The 18,567-nt window shown below is 29.3% G+C and carries 20 protein-coding genes; 1 reads left to right on the forward strand and 19 read right to left on the reverse strand.

Going from position 1 to position 18,567, the window contains the following annotated elements:
- Position 1 precedes the first annotated feature (1 nt).
- The 4 genes from rpsR to BB_RS00570 all read right to left on the reverse strand — a co-directional run bounded on the left by rpsR (position 2) and on the right by BB_RS00570 (position 3,020).
- Complete coding sequence (rpsR, locus tag BB_RS00555) at positions 2-292, reverse strand: 30S ribosomal protein S18 (protein WP_002556715.1); 291 nt, start codon at positions 290-292, stop codon at positions 2-4.
- A gap of 13 nt (positions 293-305) precedes the next feature.
- Positions 306-755 (reverse strand): single-stranded DNA-binding protein, encoded by a 450-nt coding sequence (locus tag BB_RS00560; protein ID WP_002657080.1) that lies wholly within the window; start codon positions 753-755, stop codon positions 306-308.
- 11 nt (positions 756-766) lie between these two features.
- The gene (gene rpsF / locus BB_RS00565; protein ID WP_010889686.1) at positions 767-1,186 is read right to left on the reverse strand and encodes a 30S ribosomal protein S6; all 420 of its coding nucleotides are present in this window, start codon (positions 1,184-1,186) and stop codon (positions 767-769) included.
- 139 nt (positions 1,187-1,325) lie between these two features.
- Positions 1,326-3,020, reverse strand: a complete 1,695-nt coding sequence (locus BB_RS00570; RefSeq protein ID WP_002656218.1) for a PTS transporter subunit EIIC — start codon at positions 3,018-3,020, stop codon at positions 1,326-1,328.
- 203 nt (positions 3,021-3,223) lie between these two features.
- Here BB_RS00570 and trhA point away from each other — a divergent pair, with 203 nt between their 5' ends.
- A complete protein-coding gene (gene trhA, locus BB_RS00575) occupies positions 3,224-3,925 on the forward strand; it encodes a PAQR family membrane homeostasis protein TrhA (RefSeq protein WP_010889687.1) in 702 nt (233 codons plus the stop codon).
- On the opposite strand, the gene rseP is transcribed toward trhA, so the two are convergent.
- From rseP to greA, 15 genes are all read right to left on the reverse strand, one after another.
- Positions 3,922-5,223, reverse strand: a complete 1,302-nt coding sequence (rseP, locus tag BB_RS00580) for an RIP metalloprotease RseP (protein ID WP_010889688.1) — start codon at positions 5,221-5,223, stop codon at positions 3,922-3,924. The genes trhA and rseP overlap by 4 nt on opposite strands.
- An 18-nt stretch (positions 5,224-5,241) precedes the next feature.
- Positions 5,242-6,093, reverse strand: coding sequence for a phosphatidate cytidylyltransferase (locus BB_RS00585; RefSeq protein WP_002655941.1), 852 nt, complete (start codon positions 6,091-6,093; stop codon positions 5,242-5,244).
- Position 6,094: 1 nt separating this feature from the next.
- A complete protein-coding gene (uppS, locus tag BB_RS00590) occupies positions 6,095-6,787 on the reverse strand; it encodes a polyprenyl diphosphate synthase (RefSeq protein ID WP_002658236.1) in 693 nt (230 codons plus the stop codon).
- A gap of 4 nt (positions 6,788-6,791) precedes the next feature.
- Entirely contained in the window at positions 6,792-7,346 is a 555-nt protein-coding gene (gene frr, locus BB_RS00595) for a ribosome recycling factor (RefSeq protein ID WP_002658231.1), read from the reverse strand.
- A gap of 34 nt (positions 7,347-7,380) precedes the next feature.
- A complete protein-coding gene (gene tsf, locus BB_RS00600; RefSeq protein ID WP_010889689.1) occupies positions 7,381-8,220 on the reverse strand; it encodes a translation elongation factor Ts in 840 nt (279 codons plus the stop codon).
- 3 nt (positions 8,221-8,223) lie between these two features.
- Entirely contained in the window at positions 8,224-9,006 is a 783-nt protein-coding gene (rpsB, locus tag BB_RS00605; protein WP_002658226.1) for a 30S ribosomal protein S2, read from the reverse strand.
- Positions 9,007-9,220: 214 nt separating this feature from the next.
- On the reverse strand, positions 9,221-9,499 hold the full coding sequence (locus BB_RS00610; RefSeq protein WP_002658224.1) for a hypothetical protein: 279 nt from the start codon (positions 9,497-9,499) through the stop codon (positions 9,221-9,223).
- Positions 9,500-9,517: 18 nt separating this feature from the next.
- On the reverse strand, positions 9,518-10,240 hold the full coding sequence (locus BB_RS00615) for a hypothetical protein (protein WP_010889690.1): 723 nt from the start codon (positions 10,238-10,240) through the stop codon (positions 9,518-9,520).
- A 56-nt stretch (positions 10,241-10,296) separates the two neighbouring features.
- Positions 10,297-10,908 (reverse strand): tetratricopeptide repeat protein, encoded by a 612-nt coding sequence (locus tag BB_RS00620; protein ID WP_002658220.1) that lies wholly within the window; start codon positions 10,906-10,908, stop codon positions 10,297-10,299.
- Positions 10,908-12,563: a 30S ribosomal protein S1 gene (locus BB_RS00625; RefSeq protein WP_010889691.1), complete on the reverse strand. Its 1,656-nt coding sequence runs from the start codon at positions 12,561-12,563 to the stop codon at positions 10,908-10,910. Before BB_RS00625 ends, BB_RS00620 begins: the two co-directional genes overlap by 1 nt.
- 2 nt (positions 12,564-12,565) lie before the next feature.
- The gene (gene cmk / locus BB_RS00630; protein ID WP_002656008.1) at positions 12,566-13,231 is read right to left on the reverse strand and encodes a (d)CMP kinase; all 666 of its coding nucleotides are present in this window, start codon (positions 13,229-13,231) and stop codon (positions 12,566-12,568) included.
- Entirely contained in the window at positions 13,215-13,964 is a 750-nt protein-coding gene (locus tag BB_RS00635; protein WP_002556731.1) for a pseudouridine synthase, read from the reverse strand. Before BB_RS00635 ends, cmk begins: the two co-directional genes overlap by 17 nt.
- Complete coding sequence (locus tag BB_RS00640) at positions 13,951-14,718, reverse strand: hypothetical protein (protein ID WP_002656795.1); 768 nt, start codon at positions 14,716-14,718, stop codon at positions 13,951-13,953. Before BB_RS00640 ends, BB_RS00635 begins: the two co-directional genes overlap by 14 nt.
- A gap of 14 nt (positions 14,719-14,732) precedes the next feature.
- Positions 14,733-15,830 (reverse strand): recombinase RecA, encoded by a 1,098-nt coding sequence (gene recA, locus BB_RS00645; RefSeq protein ID WP_002658212.1) that lies wholly within the window; start codon positions 15,828-15,830, stop codon positions 14,733-14,735.
- Between the two features lie 13 nt (positions 15,831-15,843).
- Positions 15,844-18,549 carry a transcription elongation factor GreA gene (gene greA, locus BB_RS00650; protein ID WP_002665455.1) on the reverse strand — a complete coding sequence of 902 codons (2,706 nt, stop codon included), beginning with the start codon at positions 18,547-18,549 and terminating at the stop codon, positions 15,844-15,846.
- Positions 18,550-18,567 lie beyond the last annotated feature (18 nt).

An 18,567-nucleotide genomic window follows, 5' to 3' on the forward strand; every position in this document is an offset into this window, starting at 1 on the left:
ATTATTTTTTTACAAAAGGCAACAAAGCCATATATCTTGCCCGTTTAATTTCTAATGCCAAGCGTCTTTGATGCTTAGCAGAAGTTCCAGTAATTCTTTTGGGTAAAATTTTACCTTGCTCGGTAATAAACTTTTTAAGAAAATCAAAATCCTTATAATCAGGATGTTTACCAGAATCACAAAATTTACATGACTTTCTCTTAAAAAATCTGAAATTTGAATTTTTTTTAAAGCCATCCTGCTGATTTTCAAATCTTGAATCTCTTTGATTTGTATCCCTATCTTTATACATAACTTAAACTCCATTAAAAAGGTATATCTTCGCTAAATTTATCATCAACAATATCAATATCCTTAACTACATCTTCTTTTTTATGATTTGTCAAACTATTAACATCTGAATCTTGCATTTGAATAGTATTAGAACCTGAACTAAACATTTGCAAATTATCTACAAATATATTTACCTTACTCCTCTTATCACCCGTATTCCTATCTTGCCAGCTTTCATATTTAAGAGATCCACTTACCACAACTTGTTTGCCCTTTTTCAAATAATCGTTGAGACTTTCGGCTCTTTTTGAAAAAATAACACAATCAAAATATTGTGGATAATCAATCCATTCATCATTCTTCTTCATTCTTCTATTATTAGCTATAGAAAATCTAAGAACAGCCATGCCACTTTCTGTATAAGAAAGCTCAGAATCTCTTGTAAGCCTACCAGACAATACTAATGAATTAATATCAGCCATTAAAAACCCTCTTATTTTTCCTGAATATCTGTGCTTTCAGGACCTGTTGGTGTTTCAACTTTAGAGGCACCTTTAAGACTGTCTTTGTCAATATTGTCTCTAAATTCTCTAAAATTTCTTCTTTTGATTTTTTTAGTATTGATCTTTCTAACTATTTTCACCAAAATCATATACCTAAGCAAGTTTCTAATTAACTTAAGCCTTGATTCAAATTCTTTTAAATTATTGCCTTCCATACTAAACTCTATTATTTCATAACGACCTCTAGCCTGCTTTTTAATAGGATATTCTAAGGCTCTCTCTCCAATAAAATTGCTAACAACATCAGTTGCACCAAAAAACTCTAAAGATTTTTTAACCTCTTCTAAAGAACCCTTATATTCAATTTCTTCACTTTTAAACAAAAAACATGCCTCATATCTTTTAATCATTACTAAAACTCCTTATGGTCTATCGCATTGCAAAATATGCAACAAAGGTTACTTAGTTAGTATATAAAAGAGACTAATTTTTTTCAACAATAAAAATTTTTATAATATACAAAATGTAACTGAAAAATAATCTTAAACCCTAATCTTCTTCTAATTCGCTAAGCTTATAGGTTTTTCCTGATTTACCTTGCTTTTCAAGTTTTTTGTCTTCTTTCATTTCAATATAAGTTTTAAAACCTTTTTTTACATTATCAACTGCAACCATAACACTAGCTTCAAAAAGACTCTTTGGAGAATAGGTATCAATGGCATTTTTAATATAATAAACATTAGATCCATAAAAAAGCTGAACCTTGCCATTAACAAGCCCTATTTTAAGAACTCCAGCCTCTTTAAGCAAATTATTATCAACAAGCTCAGTATTAACAACATCTACATGCAATCTTGTAGAACAAACATCAAGCTTTGTAATATTATCAAATCCACCAAGACCTTGAATTAAAAGATGCGCAATTCCGAGACTCTCTAGCTTTCCTTCTTGGCCTTCAAAAAATGGATCGTCTGTAACAAATATCTGAAAATCAAAGTATCTATAAAGCCAACTAAAAGTAAAATAATAAAGAGCAAAAAACATTGCCCCCAAAGGTAATACACTAATCCAATTTGTCTTAGAATTTCCTTGAAGTATCCCAAACATAAAAAAATCCAAAAATCCAGTAGAAAAGCTATTGCCAATCGTAACATTAAAAAAATTAGCAAGCAACAATGCAAACCCCGAATAAGCGGCATGAACAAAATAAAGCAAAGGCGCTGTGAAAATAAATAAAAATTCTAAAGGCTCAGTTATTCCTGTTAAAAAAGCTGTCAAGGCCCCAGAGAAAAGAAGTGCTGCAACCTTATTTTTATCTTCATGAACAATACCCTTGTAAACCCCTAATGCTGCTCCGGGCAGTCCAAACATAATAGATAGATAAAATCCACTGCTAATTTTGGCAAAGCCTGATGAAAATTTACCAAGTGATGGGTCTAATAGCTGAGCATAAAATATATTCTTAAGACCTCTAACAGTATCGCCATTAACTATCTCCACTCCTCCCAAAGAAGTAAACTCAAAAGGAAAAGATAAAATAGAATGCAACCCCAAAGGCAATAAAAGCCTATTTAAAAATCCATAAAGAAAACTGCCAAAATATTCAAACCTAAAAACAAACAAACCTAAAGATGCAATTAAATCGTCAAAACTTGACCAAATCAAACAAAAAAATATAGCCAAAAAAACACAAAAGGGTAAAATTATTACTATAGGCACAAAATGGCACTCTGAAAAAAACACAAAAGGTTTGGGTAGCTTCATATTATAAAATTTGTTATGCAAATATCCAACTAAAAGGCCTACCGCTAAAGAACCTGCAATTCCCGTATTTAAAGTTTGAACACCAAAAAAATTTATACGCCCAACAGAAGACATTGTCTCTGCTTCAACAAGCCCTGAAAAAGCCTCAATAAAATAATTTTCAGTAATATTAAATGTTAAATAACCAATAAGGCCTCCCAAAGCCGCTGTTCCCTGCCCCATTCTTGCAACTCCAATAGAAATTCCAATAGAAAAAATTAAAGGCATATTGAGAAGAATAGCATTGCCTATAGCCTTCATTAAGCCTAAAACATTTTGAATAAAAATTTTATCAACATAAACAATACTAGAAGAATTTGAAAATACAGATCCAATACCAATCAATAAACATGAAACCGGTAAAATAGAAATAGGCACTCGTAGTGCTTTAGAAAATTTTTGCAAACTTGAAAAGTTAATTATTTTAATAAAATTAATCATGCTAAGCCTCTCCAATGCTAATTTCAGCAAACACTATTTTATTATAAAGCTTTTTTTGCAAAAAAAAACTTTACTTACTACACAAGCCAAATAATAAGGTTAGATAAATCAAGCAAGATTTAATTTGATCTTGAGAAAAAGCTACAATTAAAGTAAGGTATTATATATTTTTTATAAATAAGTGATAAAACGGAGGCAAAGCTGTGCTTAGAGAAAATAAACTTAAAAATTACTCGTTAAGCGATGTTAATACAAGCAAAATACCAAAAAATGAGCTTTTTAGTTCAATCTCGCATCTTTTTGGAATTATTTTGTCTATCATTGGAACAACAATTCTTGTTACAATATCTACTCTTAAGAAAAAAGATTTACATGTAGTTGTATTCTTGATTTACGGATTTTCAATGACCCTATTATATGTAATGAGCACTCTTTACCACATATTCCCAAAAGGAAGTAAAATAAAAAAAATATTTAGAAAATTTGATCATATTTCAATATTTATTCTAATAGCAGGAACATATACTCCTGCATGTGCAATCCTTGTGCCAAACAAATCAGGACTAATAATCTTATGCATAGTGTGGAGCCTGGCTATAATTGGAATAATTTTTAAAATAATATTTACAAACAGCCCCGGATGGTTTAATGGATCCATATTTATAATCATGGGGTGGATTATCATTTTTAAAATTAAGCCCATTTATAAGGCCCTCAGCGGAAAAGGATTTTTTTGGCTAGTTTTTGGCGGAATCGTATATACAATAGGAGGAATAGTATACATATTAAGTAAAAAATTCAATCCAACAATTAACATGAAAATGCATGATGTATTTCATATATTAATAATAATCGCATCAGCATCTCACTTTTGGCTTATGCTAAAATACATTTCTAATTTTTAATTAAATATATTTAAAAGACCTTTCAAATCATTAAAAAGGCCTAAACCAAAAAGAAACAGCCCAAAAAAAATACCAAAGCTATAAAAAGAATAAATGGTTTTGGCCTTAAATCTCTTTCCACGCAAAAGCTCAATAAAGCTGATAAAAATTTGTCCCCCATCAAAAATAGGTATTACAATAAAAAATAGATTCATACCAGCAAGAATTAAGCTCAAGAAAGAAATGCTATTAATCCAATACAATATCCCTAAAGAATAAGATGAAGAGAGAATGCCTACAATTCCAACAGGGCCTGATACACTCTTAGAAGCATTTAAAAAATTTGTCATTAATAAAAAAATAGAATATAAAATGTCTTGCAAAGCACTTACTACCTTAAAAAAAGAATTCTTAATGGCACTTGAAACATTTTCTACTTTAACTACCCTTTTTAAAGGTGGTGAAAAATATATGCCAATCATTTTATTTTTATCATGAAATACTAATTTAGAAGAAAAAATCTCTCCATTTCTAGAAAACTTAATTTCCACAACATCCGAATTTAAATTCTTAAGAAAATAATCTAAATCTCTTTTATTTTTCAAAATAACATTATCAATGCTAATTATTTCGTCACCCGGTTTCATTCCCGCAATCTTAGCAGGCGAATTTGAAACCACATCTGCTATTACAAGATCAGCCCAAGGGCCAATTTCTTTTAAAAAATCTTGCAAACTAACAGTCTCTTTAAAAGTAATATTTTCTTTTTCCCTTAAAACATCAAACATAACTGTAGATTTTTCCTCAGGAATGAATTTTCTTAAATCAGAAAAATATTTAATTTTTTTATCATTAACCTTTAATATAACATCACCGTCTCTAAATTTATCTTTTAATAAAGAATCTTTATTTAAAATACTAACTCTTGAAGAATAATCAAAATATATAACACCCGCCATACTTATAAAAATAAAAACAATAAATGAAAAAATCAAATTAAACAACGGACCTGCAAAATATATTAAGATTTTTTTAAAATGTGAAATTCCAAACAAAGAATCTTTATCTGCTTCTAATTCTTTATTTGCCTTAAGCTCTTTTTCTAAGTGATCAAATCCCTTAAGCTTACAATATCCTCCTAGAAGGATTGGGGAAAGTCTATACTCAGTATTATTAATTTTAAACTTTAATATGCTAGGACCTATACCCACAGAAAAAACTTCAACCTTAACTTTAAAAAGTTTAGCAAATAAAAAGTGCCCTAGCTCATGAATAAATATTATAAAACTGAGAGCCAACACACTAAAAAGAATATACATAATTTCCTCCAAAAATCACTAAGATAGGTATAAATAAAATATCGGGCCTGTTAAAAGAAAAGAGTCAATCGAATCAAGAGCTCCGCCTCTACCAGGAACGATTTTCCCAGAATCTTTTACTCCAGCACTTCGCTTTAATCCAGATTCAAACAAGTCGCCAATAATGGTAAAAACTCCAATCAAAATGCCTAAAATAATAGATTCTCCATAGCTTAAATTTATTAATCTAAAAACTACCGCAAATATAGCAGTAAGCACAGAAAACAAAATGCCCCCAAAAAAACCCATTAATGTTTTATTTGGGCTAATAATAGTGGGACGATAACTGTTTTTCCCTAAAAAATAACCAAAAAGATATGCAAAAGTATCGTTTCCACTTACCATAGCAAAAAGCATTAACATTAAAAATGGTGCCTTGGGTAAGGTTGTAATAGAAACCGTAAAAGACATTAATACCCCAGGATATATAAGTATAAAAAGTATTGACGTTGCTTGAGACAAAAAGTTTCCAATCTCATGCTCTTTAATAAACACCAAATCAACAATCCAATTGCTAAAAACTAACGCTATAAACAAGTAATATATTACATTCATGCCTAAATAAAAAACATTAAAATGAATATATGTTAAAATTGGGGGAGCAAATCCTAAAAAAAAAGATAATATACTCGAAAGTCCTGAAAATTTGAATTTTAATTTTAATAAATCATTAACTTCTTTTGCCGCAAAGCCACTAAATATAAAAATTAAAATATTAAGGAATAAATAATTTTTAAAATCTAAAAATATTAAAAATAAAATCAAAGGAACAAAAAATAGAAATGTTCCCAACCTTGCAAAAAAAGCAAATCTCTTAACCTTACTCAACAAATCATCTCCCAAAATTTCTTCTTCTAAATTGGAAACATTCCAAATCCTTACTATATCTAGTGTCATAATATTCAGGCCACAAAACATTTGAAAAAATTAATTCAGAATAAGCAATCCTCCATAAGAAAAAATTACTTATTCTAATATTTCCGCCTGTACGTATTAAAAGATCAAGATCGGGTAGTTCTGGATTGTCTAAAAAACTGGAAAAAATATTCTCATTCAAAGACTCTAAATCAAAATCACTTGAAACAAATTTTTTAACAGCTCTAAGTATTTCATTACGACCCCCATAATTGATTGCTAAATTTAAAATAAGGTTGTTGAAATTTTTAGAAAAGCTAATAGAGTCTTTTATAGAACTTTTTACTTCCCCACTTAAAGACTCAACATCTCCTGAAACTATTATTTTTATTCCATTTTTTTCGTAAAAATCAAATTCGGCTCTCAAATAATTAGCAATTAAAAACATTAAATTTTCTATCTCACAATCATCCCTTCTCCAATTCTCAGTAGAAAATACATAAAAGGATAAACATTTAATACCTACCCTTAAAGAATACTTAACTATTTCTTTTGCTCTTTTAAGACCTTCTTTATAACCTTCTAAAGAAGACAATCTTTTACCTAAAGCCCACCTTCTATTGCCATCCATAATAATTCCAACATGACTTGGAAGAGAACCTTTATTCATGGATTTAAGCTTCCATTATTTCTTGAATTTTAGATTCTAAAATTGAATCTATCTTTTTAATATACATATCTGTGGATTTCTGAATATCATCTAAAATTCTTTTTAAACAGTCCTCTGTAATTTCCGATTCTTTTTCTTGCTTTTTAACTTTATTGTTTAAATCCTGTCGTATATTTCTAGTTGAAATTTTATGTTCTTCTGCTATTTTTTTAGCATGCTTTACAATCTCTTGTCGCCTTTCACTAGTTAAATTTGGAACCTTAATTCTAATAACTGAACCATCATTTGAAGGATTCATAGAAAGATCAGAATTAAGTATGGCTTGCTCTATCTTATTTAAGATGCTTTTATCCCAAGGCTGAATAACAACAAGCCTTGCTTCAGGAATTCTAATACTTGACACTTGAGTTATAGGTGTTCTTCGGTCATGGTATTGAATACAAATTCTATCAAAAATATTACTACTAATTCTACCTGTTCTTAACGTTTTATATTCATTATCAAGTGATAAAAGAACCTTGTTCATCTTTTCATCTAGAAAAGCCTTATAATCTTCCATATAAACTCCTCCTTGCTGATAAAGAGCACATTATCTACCCTATTCTTAAATATTTAAACTCAACCATTTCTACCTTGCTTGAAATTGCTTTTGAAATTTCTTCAAGCATTTCCTTTACAGTGATTTTATCATTCTTTACAAAACTTTGCTCAAGAAGAGAAATCTCAGCAAGATGTTTTTTGATTTTTCCCGCAACTATACCCTTGATTATGCTTTCCGGCTTACCACTAGATTCTAATTGTTTGGTAAATATTTCTTCTTGCTCTTTAATATAATTTGGACAAACATCATCATTTCTCAAATAAACAGGAGCAAACGCAGCCACGTGCAAAGCTAAATCCATAGCAAAATTTTTAAAAATTTTATCTTCCGTTTTAGAAAAATCATTTACTTTTAATTTAACCAAAACACCTATCTTGGATTGTTCACCATGCAAATAAATTTTTACAAACTCATTAGATTGAATTTTAGTAATAAAAATTTTTTTAACCTGAATATTTTCTTTTATTGTAGCTGCTAAATTTTTAAGCTCTAACTCTTGAGAAGTAGTTAAAGAATCTATTCCACTTTCTACCAATTCCTTGATCAAGGAATTACCAAAATTAACAAAATTGTGATTCAAAGCAACAAAGTCCGTCTCACAAGAAACAAGCAAAAGCCCAGCATAAATATTGTTTGAATATGAGAATACTCTACCTTCTTTTGCATCTCTGTCAAGTCTTTTCTCAGCAGATGCGATTCCCATTTCTCTAAGTTTTTTTTTAGCTAATTCAAAGTCTCCACCAGCAACAGACAAAGCTTTTTTACAATCTCCAAAACCAGCATTGGTTTCTTCTCGAAGCTTTTTTACATCCTGAGGACTAATAATGCTCATAAATTACTCTCCCCTTTCTTCAATAGAATCACTTTTATCGTTTTTAATTTCAATTTCTTTCATCAAATCTTCTTCATTCAAATTTTCAATTATTTGAATACCAACCTCTTTATCACTTTCTAAAATAGCATCAGATATTATTTTAGTAAACAAAGCAACAGAGCGAATCGCATCATCATTGCCAGGAATTGGACAATCAATAACATCTGGATTACAATTAGTATCAACCACAGAAATAATGGGAATTTTTAATTTTCTAGCCTCATTAATAGCTATCTGCTCTCGCTTAGGATCAATGATAAAAATAGCACCAGGAAGTGTTTCCATGTCCTTGATGCCTGTTAAATTTTTAGCTAATTTTGATTTTTCACGATTAAGTTGTGAAATCTCTTTTTTGCTTATCATGTCAAAAGTTCCATCAACTTCCATCTTTTCTAGCTTTTTTAATTTTTGAACAGATTTTCTAATCGTATTAAAATTAGAAAGCATGCCCCCAAGCCATCTATTGTTTACATATGGCATATCACTTCTTCTTGCTTCTTGTTCTATTATCTCACTAGCTTGCTTTTTGGTTCCAACAAAAAGCACCTTTTTGCCATCTTTTATTACCCTTTGAACAAGTTCATAAGAATCTTTAATACCCTGCAAAGTTTTTTGAAGATCTAAAATATGTATTTCATTTCTCTCAGAAAAAATAAATCTTTTCATTCTAGGATCAAGCCTTTTTACTTGATGGCCAAAATGAACTCCGGCCTCTAACAGGCTCTTCATAGTAATAATTGCCAAATCAACCTCCTATTGTCCTTCTCTTTTACTCACCATGAAAACACACGGCGGAAATTATCCCCCCTTTTATAAGAATATAATAAAACAATCCAATTAATAAGTCCACCTCATTAAAAATAAACGTAATTCTCTTTAATAAAATTATCAACAAATTATATTAATAAAAAAATATTAAAAGCTAAATCAATATCCAACTCTTTTAAAAATCATTCTTTTATAAATCGTTCTTATTTCTTTCAGAGAATTTAATCAAACCTATTAAAATAACCGACCCCAAAATAGGAAACAAATAAAGAACAAAATCTATTTGCCTTTCATAATAATCGGAATAGAAAAAAGGGATAAAAAACTGAAATATAATTCCACCTAAAAAGCTTATTAAATAAACTACTATAAATTTAAAATTCAATATGTTTAAAAACGCAACAAAAAAGCTTACCAAAAAAGAAATAACAATGTTTGTTAAAATCAAATGAGAAAAAAATACTATCATGTTCCCCCTTAAAAAGAACTAATTAGATAAACTAAATCCCGACAAATCCCCAAGATTAATAAGAACACTATAAGCATCATCAACAATGCTGCCCACACCCATAACAAAAATTGCCAAATTATACTTGGGGGCAATATCTTTTGTAAAAAAATCCTCATTTATATGTTTTAGATCAATTGGCCTTTTCTCTTTATCTAAAGAATTGGATTTTTTAATAGATTTTGAAAAGCCTACATATTCTCCTTTATCAATATGGGACCTATATATATTTTTCTTCTCAAGAATAACAGATGAAGAAGTATTCCCATTTTTTACAGTAATGAAAGCCTCACCAGGAACATCCTTTCTTAATTCTCCAAAATTTATTTCAAAATATAAAGGCAATTTACTATCTACCCATTCTTTATTTAATTTAAAAACAGGTTTACCCGAATAAACAGTAGAACTCAAATTTATTTTATAAAACCCTCTATTATTAAATTCACTAACATTGTCAAAAACACCCTTTAAGGCTTCAAAATCTTTCTCTACGCTTTTCTGGAAACTACTTATGTGATAATTGGCACCTTCTGGATAAAATTTGTAATATATGTCAAAACCTCTTAATTTACCAGCTGCTTGATTAGAAAAATAACCCGCTGGTAAAAAAAAAGCTACATAATCTCTTGAAATTCGATTATCAACCTTTTCTGGTGAAGGAAGTATTAAAATATTGTCAAGACCACATCCAAAAAACCCCATACAAAATACAAAATATAAGATAAAAAAAATTATAAAACCTCCCCCAAAAATACAGATTAATTTTGCTTAAGTTCTAAAATTTTATTATTTGCCATATTTATATATAAATTATTTTCATACGGAAACTTAACAATCTCTTCGTATACTTTCACAGCAAGCTCTTTATCTTTTTCCTCAATCAATATTGCCTTACTCAAAAGAGCTCTTACCTTTAAAAAATCCAAACTAGTACTATTGATAAGATCTTCATAAACTAACAAAGCATCTTCTTTTAATCCCATTTTTTCATAAACTGCAGCTTTATTAAGAAAAGCAATTTCACTTTCAATACCTTTTGCCTTAATAACAATATCTAAATCTTTAATAGCCTCATCATACTGTGCTTGACTTTGGAAATAAACAGCTCTGGCTAAATAGAACCTTGAAATAAAATAAGATGAAATTTCTTTTTCCTTTGAAATAAGCTCCCTTATCCTAAGAAATATTTTTTCTCTCTCTTTGGCATCATTTTCTTTTAAATAATCATTTAAATCTTTTTCAAGATTTTCTACTATTTCTCCGCCACTCTTTACATAATCCTTGCCTAAAGAATTATAAAAAACAACAATAATAGACACAAACACAAAAATAATAGCAATAAAGAAAACTAAAAGATTATTTTTAGCCATTATTCATCCCTCTTTAGCAAATTCTCAAATGGCTTGTAAGATTCCTCATCATTGCCCTTAAATAAATAAGAAGAAATTTCTTCTCTTGATCTTTGATTTTCATACTCCCTATAAGAGAGCAGCACTGATTTGTCTTTAGAATCAATACTTGTTATTACCACTTTAAGCTTATCTCCAACGTTTAATTTTTCGAAAGTTTCTAAACTAGATTCTTTTGTATCCCCCAATTGAATTTTACTAATAAATCCCATTATTTTATTATAAACTCTTACTTGAAAGCCTTTTGATTTTTTCTCTACAATCTCAACCTCAATAGTATCGCCTTTTTTATAGCTTTTAGAAAAATCTTCCCAGGGGCTCTCTTCTAGCTGCTTAATTCCTAATCTAACATTTCTCTTTCTCTTGTCAACCTCAAGCACTTTCCCATTCACTAAATCGCCTATCTTGAAATATTCTTCAGGATCAATCTCTTCAAGCCAAGAAATATCAAACTTACTAACATAAGCATCTATACCTTCTTCAATATTTACAAAAGCACCTGTTTTTGTAATATTAGTAACAACTCCTTGAACAACCCTTCCAATAGGATATTTCTCAGTTAATCTCTCCCAAGGATTCTCATTGATCTGTTTAATGCCTAGGGATATTTTTTGATTTTCTTTATCTATCTCTAAAATCTTAACTTCTACAATCTGGCCAAGTTTTATTAATTCTTGAGGACTTTTTACTACTCTTATCCAAGAAAAATTACTTATATGTAAAAATCCCGACAATTCGCTGTCAAGTTCAATAACAGCCCCAAAGGGTAAAATTTTTACAACTTTCCCTTTTACAATGCTATCAATTTTATATTTAACATCTACAGAATCCCAAGGATTTGCTTTTAAGGCCTTAAGAGACAATTCCATTTTGCCTGTTTGTGGATTTATCTTAATAATTTTCAACTTTAACTTATCACCAACTCTAACAAAATCTTCAACATTTTCAACTTGATTAAAGGCAATATTTCTTTTATGCAAAATTCCTGTAACAAAATTTTTAATTTTTACAATCGCACCATATTCTGTAATACGCTCAACCACACCATCAACTACATCTTCTTCATTATAAGAACTAACTAGCTCTATTCTCTTAGCAAGATCTCTTTCTTTTTCTAGGGTGCGTCTATCAAGAATAAGTCTCAAACCGTCTGCTTCGCTTGCTTCAAGAATATAAAATTCAACAACAGACCCTCTTTTTAATTTCTCATCCTTAGATTTAGAGCTTAAATAAAAAGGCATAAAGCCAGAAACATTTTCATTAATTTGAATCTTATAACCATTTGGAAGCTCAACCAGCACCTTGCCTTTAATTATTTTTTTATTTTGAATATATTCATATACTTTATCTTGAAAATTTAAAGAATTAAGCTTTTCAACACTTAAAATAAGACCTAATTCTCCACCTATTCTTACAACGATTGCTTCAAGTCTATCACCAACTTGGGGAACGTTTTCAAATTCTTCAATCTTAATAAAGCCTTCCGATTTATAACCAATATCTACTAGAACATAATCCTTCATAATGTTAACAACTGTCCCAGAAACACGACTTCCAAGTTCTACTCTTTCAAGTACTTTCAAATAATTTTCTTGTAAATCTTTTTGATTTTCCATTCTCACCTCTCTCTTACTTTTTTCAAATTAAACTTTTCTATTATAATATTACACACATCGTCTAATCCTTTGTAGCTTGTATCAAGGTAAAAAACCCCTTTTGATAATTTTAACTTACCATATTGTTTTTTCTTGTCAACATCATCTCTTCTTTTAAGAGTACGCTCTAATTCTTCTAAGGTCTCATTCCCATTTCTTTGCTTATATCGCCTCAAAGCTCGAACTTTAACAGAAGCATCGAGATATATTTTAAATTCAGATTCTGGAAAAACTACAGTAGTAATATCTCTACCTTCTATTATATAATTATCATCGCTAAATTTAACAACCTCTCTTAATTTTTTATTCACAATGTTTCTTATTCCAACATAAGAAGAATAAAAAGAAACTTGAAAATCAATCTTATCGTTTAAAATTTGATTTTCAACATTCTCTCCATTAAGCAAAAAGGCAAAATTATTAAAACTTATATCATTCTCAAGAATCAAATTTAAAAGACTATCCTCACTAATAAAATCGCAACTATTCATAAGAGATCTTTGAGCAATTAAAGTTATTATCCTGTAAAGATGCCCAGAGCTGATAAATTTATAGTTCAGCCTTACGCCAAGCTCTCTTGCAATTGAACTTTTTCCTGATGCTGAAGGTCCATCAATTGCTATTATCATTTAATTTCTCCAGCCTGGATTTTAAACTATTTATCTTAGACAAAGGAACAATTTTTACTTGACCCTCCTTTAAACTATCTAAATTAATATTGCCAATTCTAATTCTATGAATTTTTTTTAAAAAAATATTCTTGCTCAAAAACACTTTTCTTATTTCTCTATTTTTCCCTTCATCTAAAATCAATCTAGCAGAATTTTTATTTAAAATTTCATAAGATTTTAATTTAAAAAATTCTTTTTTTACCTTTATACCCGATTTAAAAGAAATAAGCAAATTTTCATCAATATCTTTTTTTGATTCAATAATATATTCTCTTTCAACTTTTTGCCTTGGATGAATAATATCGTTTGCAAATTTACCATCATTGGTGAATAATAAAAGTCCAGAGCTTTTAAAATCAAGCCTACCAATTGAAAACACACGCTCTTTAAATAAGGGCTGAACCAAAGATATTGCTAACTTTCTTCCATCAACATCAAAATTAGAACATAAATAATTTCTAGGCTTGTTAAGAGCTAGATAAATTCTATTATTAATTTGAAAATCTTTAAAAACAAAAATCTGTTTTTTATAAATTATTCTGTCTCCTAAAGTTACTTTATCCCCAAGCTTAGCAATAGTGTTATTAACTCTTACAAGTTTCTTTCTTATCAGTTCCTCGCAAAATCTTCTTGACCCCACTCCCTTTTCAGCTAAAAAAACGTGAACTCTAGGGGCTTTAAGTGCAATCATTAATTTTACAACCTCGATACAATACTAATTTATTATTCAAATATCCTAAATTTACAATATTAAGCATTTTACACTCAAGAGATACTAAAAAATAAGAAAATCTCTCAAAAGAATAATTATCGGCATTAAAATCTAAAAGAGAATCAAAAATTACGCTACTCTCTTTATTTAAAATAGAAATAATTTTCATCTTTTTTTCAAAAATTTTCAATTCATATTTATTGTAAACAGCTTTAAATTTTTTATCACACAAAAAATTTTTATTAATAACTTTTTTCTTCAATGTACCAGACTTTCTCTTCAAATTTTTCTTTTTATTATTATCATTAGCAGTAGCATTAATATTTTTAATAAAATTGCCACTATCGCCAAAAATAAACTCTTCAATAATTTTTGAGTCATAGAATTTAAAATTTTTCGCTTGGTTTAATTGTAATTTTTCATTTTCTCTATTCTTGCTATAACATATTAATCTTTCCACAACTTTGCGCTCAGCTTTATCTTTGCATTCAAACTTCAGTGGGAATAAAATTTGAGTTTTCCAATAAAACAAATTATTAGCAAGATAAAAAAAATCGATCAATCCCCTAATACTTATATTAAGATCACCTGAAACAACTATAAATTCTTCAATTATTTGATTTAAACTCAAAGTTCTCAAAACATGCCTATTCATACTAACATATTCAAAAAAAAGCTCTATTCCGCCTGTAAAATTATCAAGGCTGATAGAGTAACTACCCAATTCAGACATTTAAATTTTCCATATTACTCAGATTCATCTTCTTTAAATTCAATAAAATTATCATTCTCTTGATCAAAATTATTAAAAATTATTTTTCTAAGCCTCTTATCCAAATTATTTGCAAGTTCTACTTCTTTGCTAAGATACTCAATAACACTCTCTCTCCCCTGTCCCAACTTATTATCTCCCAATGAATACCATGAGCCTGTTTTTTGTATTAAATTATGCTTAATAGCAGCATCTAAAATGCCAGCTTCTCTTGAAATACCTTTCCCAAAATAAATTATCAATTCTACTTTACGAAAAGGTGGAGCAACCTTGTTCTTTACAATCTTAACTCTAATCTTATTGCCAATAACATCATCGCTTGAGCCCGATCTAGTTACTTGTTCGATCTTTCGAACCTCAAGTCTAAGAGATGAATAAAATTTTAAAGCATTCCCACCGGTAGTGGTCTCAGGATTGCCAAACATAACACCAATCCTCATCCTTATTTGATTAATAAACATAATGCAAGTATTGGATTTAGAAAGTATACCGGTAATCTTTCTAAGAGCTTTGCTCATTAGCCTTGCTTGAAGACCAATCTGAGAATCTCCCATTTCTCCATCTATCTCTAATTTAGGGGTTAAAGCCGCTACAGAATCAACTACAATCAAATCAACACCACCACTTCTGATTAAATGCTCAGCAATCTCAAGAGCTTGCTCTCCGGTATCAGGCTGACTAAGCCAAAGTTCTGCAACATTAACACCTAAAGCTTTTGCATAAACAGGATCAAGAGCATGCTCAGCATCAATAAAAGCAGCTATCCCACCTTCTTTTTGCACCTCAGCAATCGCTTGAAGAGTTAAAGTAGTCTTGCCAGACGACTCGGGGCCAAAAATTTCTATTATGCGCCCCCTAGGATATCCGCCAATGCCGAGAGCCTCATCTAATACAATAGATCCACTTGACATACTTTTTATACCTTGTCCAACAGGAGATTCCCCCATCTTAATAAGACTTCCCTTTCCAAAAGCTTTTTCTATTTGAACTCTTGCAAGCTCAATAGCTTCCTCTTTACTTGCCCTTTCTATGCCAACAACAGCTTTTTCTCTTTTTTCCTTTAACTTTGACATTCTTAAATTTTTCCTAGCTAAATTTTATGGGTTCTATTTTTTTTACAAAATATTTAAAATTAGTATTATTTATAACAAAATTAAGACTATCCCCTTCCCTAGAATCAAGCAAATTTTCTCCAAAAGGCGATTTATATGAAATAATGCCTTCATCGGGGTTTGATTCCCAAGGCCCAAGTATTAAATAAGATTCATCTTTGCCTGTAACTTCATTTAAAATGACAACCTTGGTCCCAAAACCAACAACAGAACTTTGAAGATCCTTAGTATCTATAACTTTTGCATTCTCTATTTCCAGCATTAAGGAGTTTAATCTTTTTGTCAAAAACTGTTGTTTTTCCTTAGCAGAATGATATTCGGCATTTTCTTTTAAATCACCAAGTTCACGAGCTTTTCCAATTTCTTTTGAATTTTCTGGAATTTCAACTTCCTTTAAATATTTAAGCTCTTTTTGTTTTTTATTCAAAGAGCTTAATATGGTTAAAAATCCAATTTCCATTCTCTCGCCTGCAAGTTGCATCTTTTCATCTTCAAACTCAACCGAATCAAATAATTGTCTTATTATAGATTTAATCTCTAAAAGATCCTTTGGGGGGAAATCTTTTACATAAAAACAAGTCATATAAACTCTTTTTGCAAGTTCTTCATCTCTCACGACCTCTAAGACCGATTTAAGATATCCATCTTTAACTAAAAGATTAATTACCATTTTATAAATTCTTTTACTTGCAACAGAATTATTTTTATTATTAATTTTGATAACACTATCTGTTAAAATTTTAATCAAATTGGACAAAAGATCCGAATCCGAATAACTCAGCTCTATAGAATAAGCTTTACAGTGCTTCAAAATCCAAATATAAGCATCTTTATAGATCTTATAATTTTTTATAACATAATTAAATAATTTTTCCACCTCTCTGGGATCTTCTTTGTAAAGTGATTCAACCAATCTCTTATTAACAGAATGAGGAAAAAGTTCTTTGTAGTATAAAATCCAATTACTAAGTTCTTCTTTAATTAAAACAACTAATTCTTTTTTAATTTCTGCATTCAAAATTGAATCAAAAAGATCCACTATTCCTTTTGGATACTCTTTTAAAAGAGATTCTAAATTAACATCTTTTTCTATATTAACTTTTGATGACAATTCTTCAGAAAAATTACCTAAAGATTTAAGAATAACGTAAGAACTTACAACATGATGATCAACCTTTGTAAAATTGTTAACATAAATTAAAAAATAGTTAAGCATCTCTTCTTCAATATGCAAATCCTTAACAATTCCCTTAACATTGCAATAGTTTATAAATATCTCGTATCTTTTATAAAAATCTTTCTCAATCTTAAATTTATCATACATTTTTTCATTCAAATTGGAAGATCTCTCATTATATATATAACAATCAAGCTTGCCAGAATCCATAACAAAATGGGGATTATCCTTTAAAATTTGCTTTGCTTTCAAGCTCCATGAATTCCACGAACTTTGAGTCATCAAGCTTGGCACTAACTCTTTTTTTATTCCCTTTAAATCAATAGCTTTATAACTTTTTATAATAACCTTTATGGCCCACTCAATATCTTTTTTTACTCTATCTGCAAGTTCTTCTTTAGGTGTTACAGCCTTTAATACTCTAATATCCTCTCTGCTAAGGGGAGATAAAGCCGACATGGCCATATCAAAACCAATAAAATGACCTCTTTTGGAAACAAAATCAACCGTAATGCCGTTATCATTTACATCTCTTACTATTCCAACAGACCAAGTCTGATGATAAACAAAATTACCCTTTGCAAAAAACAAATATTTTTCAAAGTCTAAATATACATCAACAAAATTTTTATCTAAGTTTTCAATATCAGACTTTACAAGATAATCCTCAATATTTTTAACATCTTTATATCTTTCTCTTAAAAATTTAACTAAATTTTCTCTTGCCTTATGATTTTTGTTATCAAGTTTTAAAATGCCTTTTAAAATTTCTATTGTCTCGTCAACATTGTCAGTCAAAGAATAATGATCAAATAAATCCTCATAAAGAACTATGGCCTTTTTAAATCCAAGATCTTTTTCAATTTTTTGCAAAATAAGCAAAAAAGAATCAAAATCATCTGAAACATAATGAATAAGCTTGGCCCATACTTCTCTGATTCCTGACATTTGTTTTTTATCAATAAAACGATAAATAGCTTTTCTAAAATAGAAAATTGATTTTTGCAAATCAATAGTTTCATAATAAGTAGCAAGTTGCCTAACAAACACAGTGTCGTCAATATCTGCTTCAACAATTCTAGTCCAAATACCTGGAAGCTTATCATTTTCATTGTTCTGAGCATATATTTTTGCAAGAGTATAAAGAGCGTGCTTATTCTCAGAAATTAAAAGCATTTCATTACATATATGCTCAACAAGAGCCCATTTTAAATTTTGAGAAAACAAATCAATAACAGCAAGTAAATTCATATCATTTAAAGGTCGCCTACTATATATAAGCATTCCAGAAATATAAAGACCTGCTATGCTTTTTTTAACGTCCTTTAAATGCCTGCCACAAATATCAAGCACATCCTCTGTTAACCCCTCATCAATTATATTATTTATTAAATCATCCAATTCTTTTATTTTGGCAAGAGAATAATTATTAACAACTATTCTTGTCCACTTATCTTCTTGTAAAATACTATCTAATTTCTCTATGGTAGTAACATTAGACATTAAACTCTCCTAATATCG

This window comes from Borreliella burgdorferi B31, assembly GCF_000008685.2.
GTDB classification, from domain to species: domain Bacteria; phylum Spirochaetota; class Spirochaetia; order Borreliales; family Borreliaceae; genus Borreliella; species Borreliella burgdorferi.

Coding starts and splice junctions, on each gene's coding strand:
- cmk (WP_002656008.1), bottom strand. CDS start 13,231: ATGATAATAGCAATTGATGGACCTTCAGCATCAGGAAAAAGTTCAATT.
- frr (WP_002658231.1), bottom strand. CDS start 7,346: ATGGAAGATTATAAGGCTTTTCTAGATGAAAAGATGAACAAGGTTCTT.
- BB_RS00610 (WP_002658224.1), bottom strand. CDS start 9,499: ATGATAGTATTTTTTTCTCATTTGATTTTAACAAACATTGTTATTTCT.
- BB_RS00635 (WP_002556731.1), bottom strand. CDS start 13,964: ATGATTGCACTTAAAGCCCCTAGAGTTCACGTTTTTTTAGCTGAAAAG.
- tsf (WP_010889689.1), bottom strand. CDS start 8,220: ATGAGCATTATTAGTCCTCAGGATGTAAAAAAGCTTCGAGAAGAAACC.
- uppS (WP_002658236.1), bottom strand. CDS start 6,787: ATGAATAAAGGTTCTCTTCCAAGTCATGTTGGAATTATTATGGATGGC.
- rseP (WP_010889688.1), bottom strand. CDS start 5,223: ATGTATATTCTTTTTAGTGTGTTGGCTCTCAGTTTTATAATATTTATT.
- BB_RS00640 (WP_002656795.1), bottom strand. CDS start 14,718: ATGTCTGAATTGGGTAGTTACTCTATCAGCCTTGATAATTTTACAGGC.
- rpsR (WP_002556715.1), bottom strand. CDS start 292: ATGTATAAAGATAGGGATACAAATCAAAGAGATTCAAGATTTGAAAAT.
- BB_RS00615 (WP_010889690.1), bottom strand. CDS start 10,240: ATGGGGTTTTTTGGATGTGGTCTTGACAATATTTTAATACTTCCTTCA.
- BB_RS00620 (WP_002658220.1), bottom strand. CDS start 10,908: ATGGCTAAAAATAATCTTTTAGTTTTCTTTATTGCTATTATTTTTGTG.
- BB_RS00625 (WP_010889691.1), bottom strand. CDS start 12,563: ATGGAAAATCAAAAAGATTTACAAGAAAATTATTTGAAAGTACTTGAA.
- recA (WP_002658212.1), bottom strand. CDS start 15,830: ATGTCAAAGTTAAAGGAAAAAAGAGAAAAAGCTGTTGTTGGCATAGAA.
- BB_RS00570 (WP_002656218.1), bottom strand. CDS start 3,020: ATGATTAATTTTATTAAAATAATTAACTTTTCAAGTTTGCAAAAATTT.
- BB_RS00560 (WP_002657080.1), bottom strand. CDS start 755: ATGGCTGATATTAATTCATTAGTATTGTCTGGTAGGCTTACAAGAGAT.
- greA (WP_002665455.1), bottom strand. CDS start 18,549: ATGTCTAATGTTACTACCATAGAGAAATTAGATAGTATTTTACAAGAA.
- rpsF (WP_010889686.1), bottom strand. CDS start 1,186: ATGATTAAAAGATATGAGGCATGTTTTTTGTTTAAAAGTGAAGAAATT.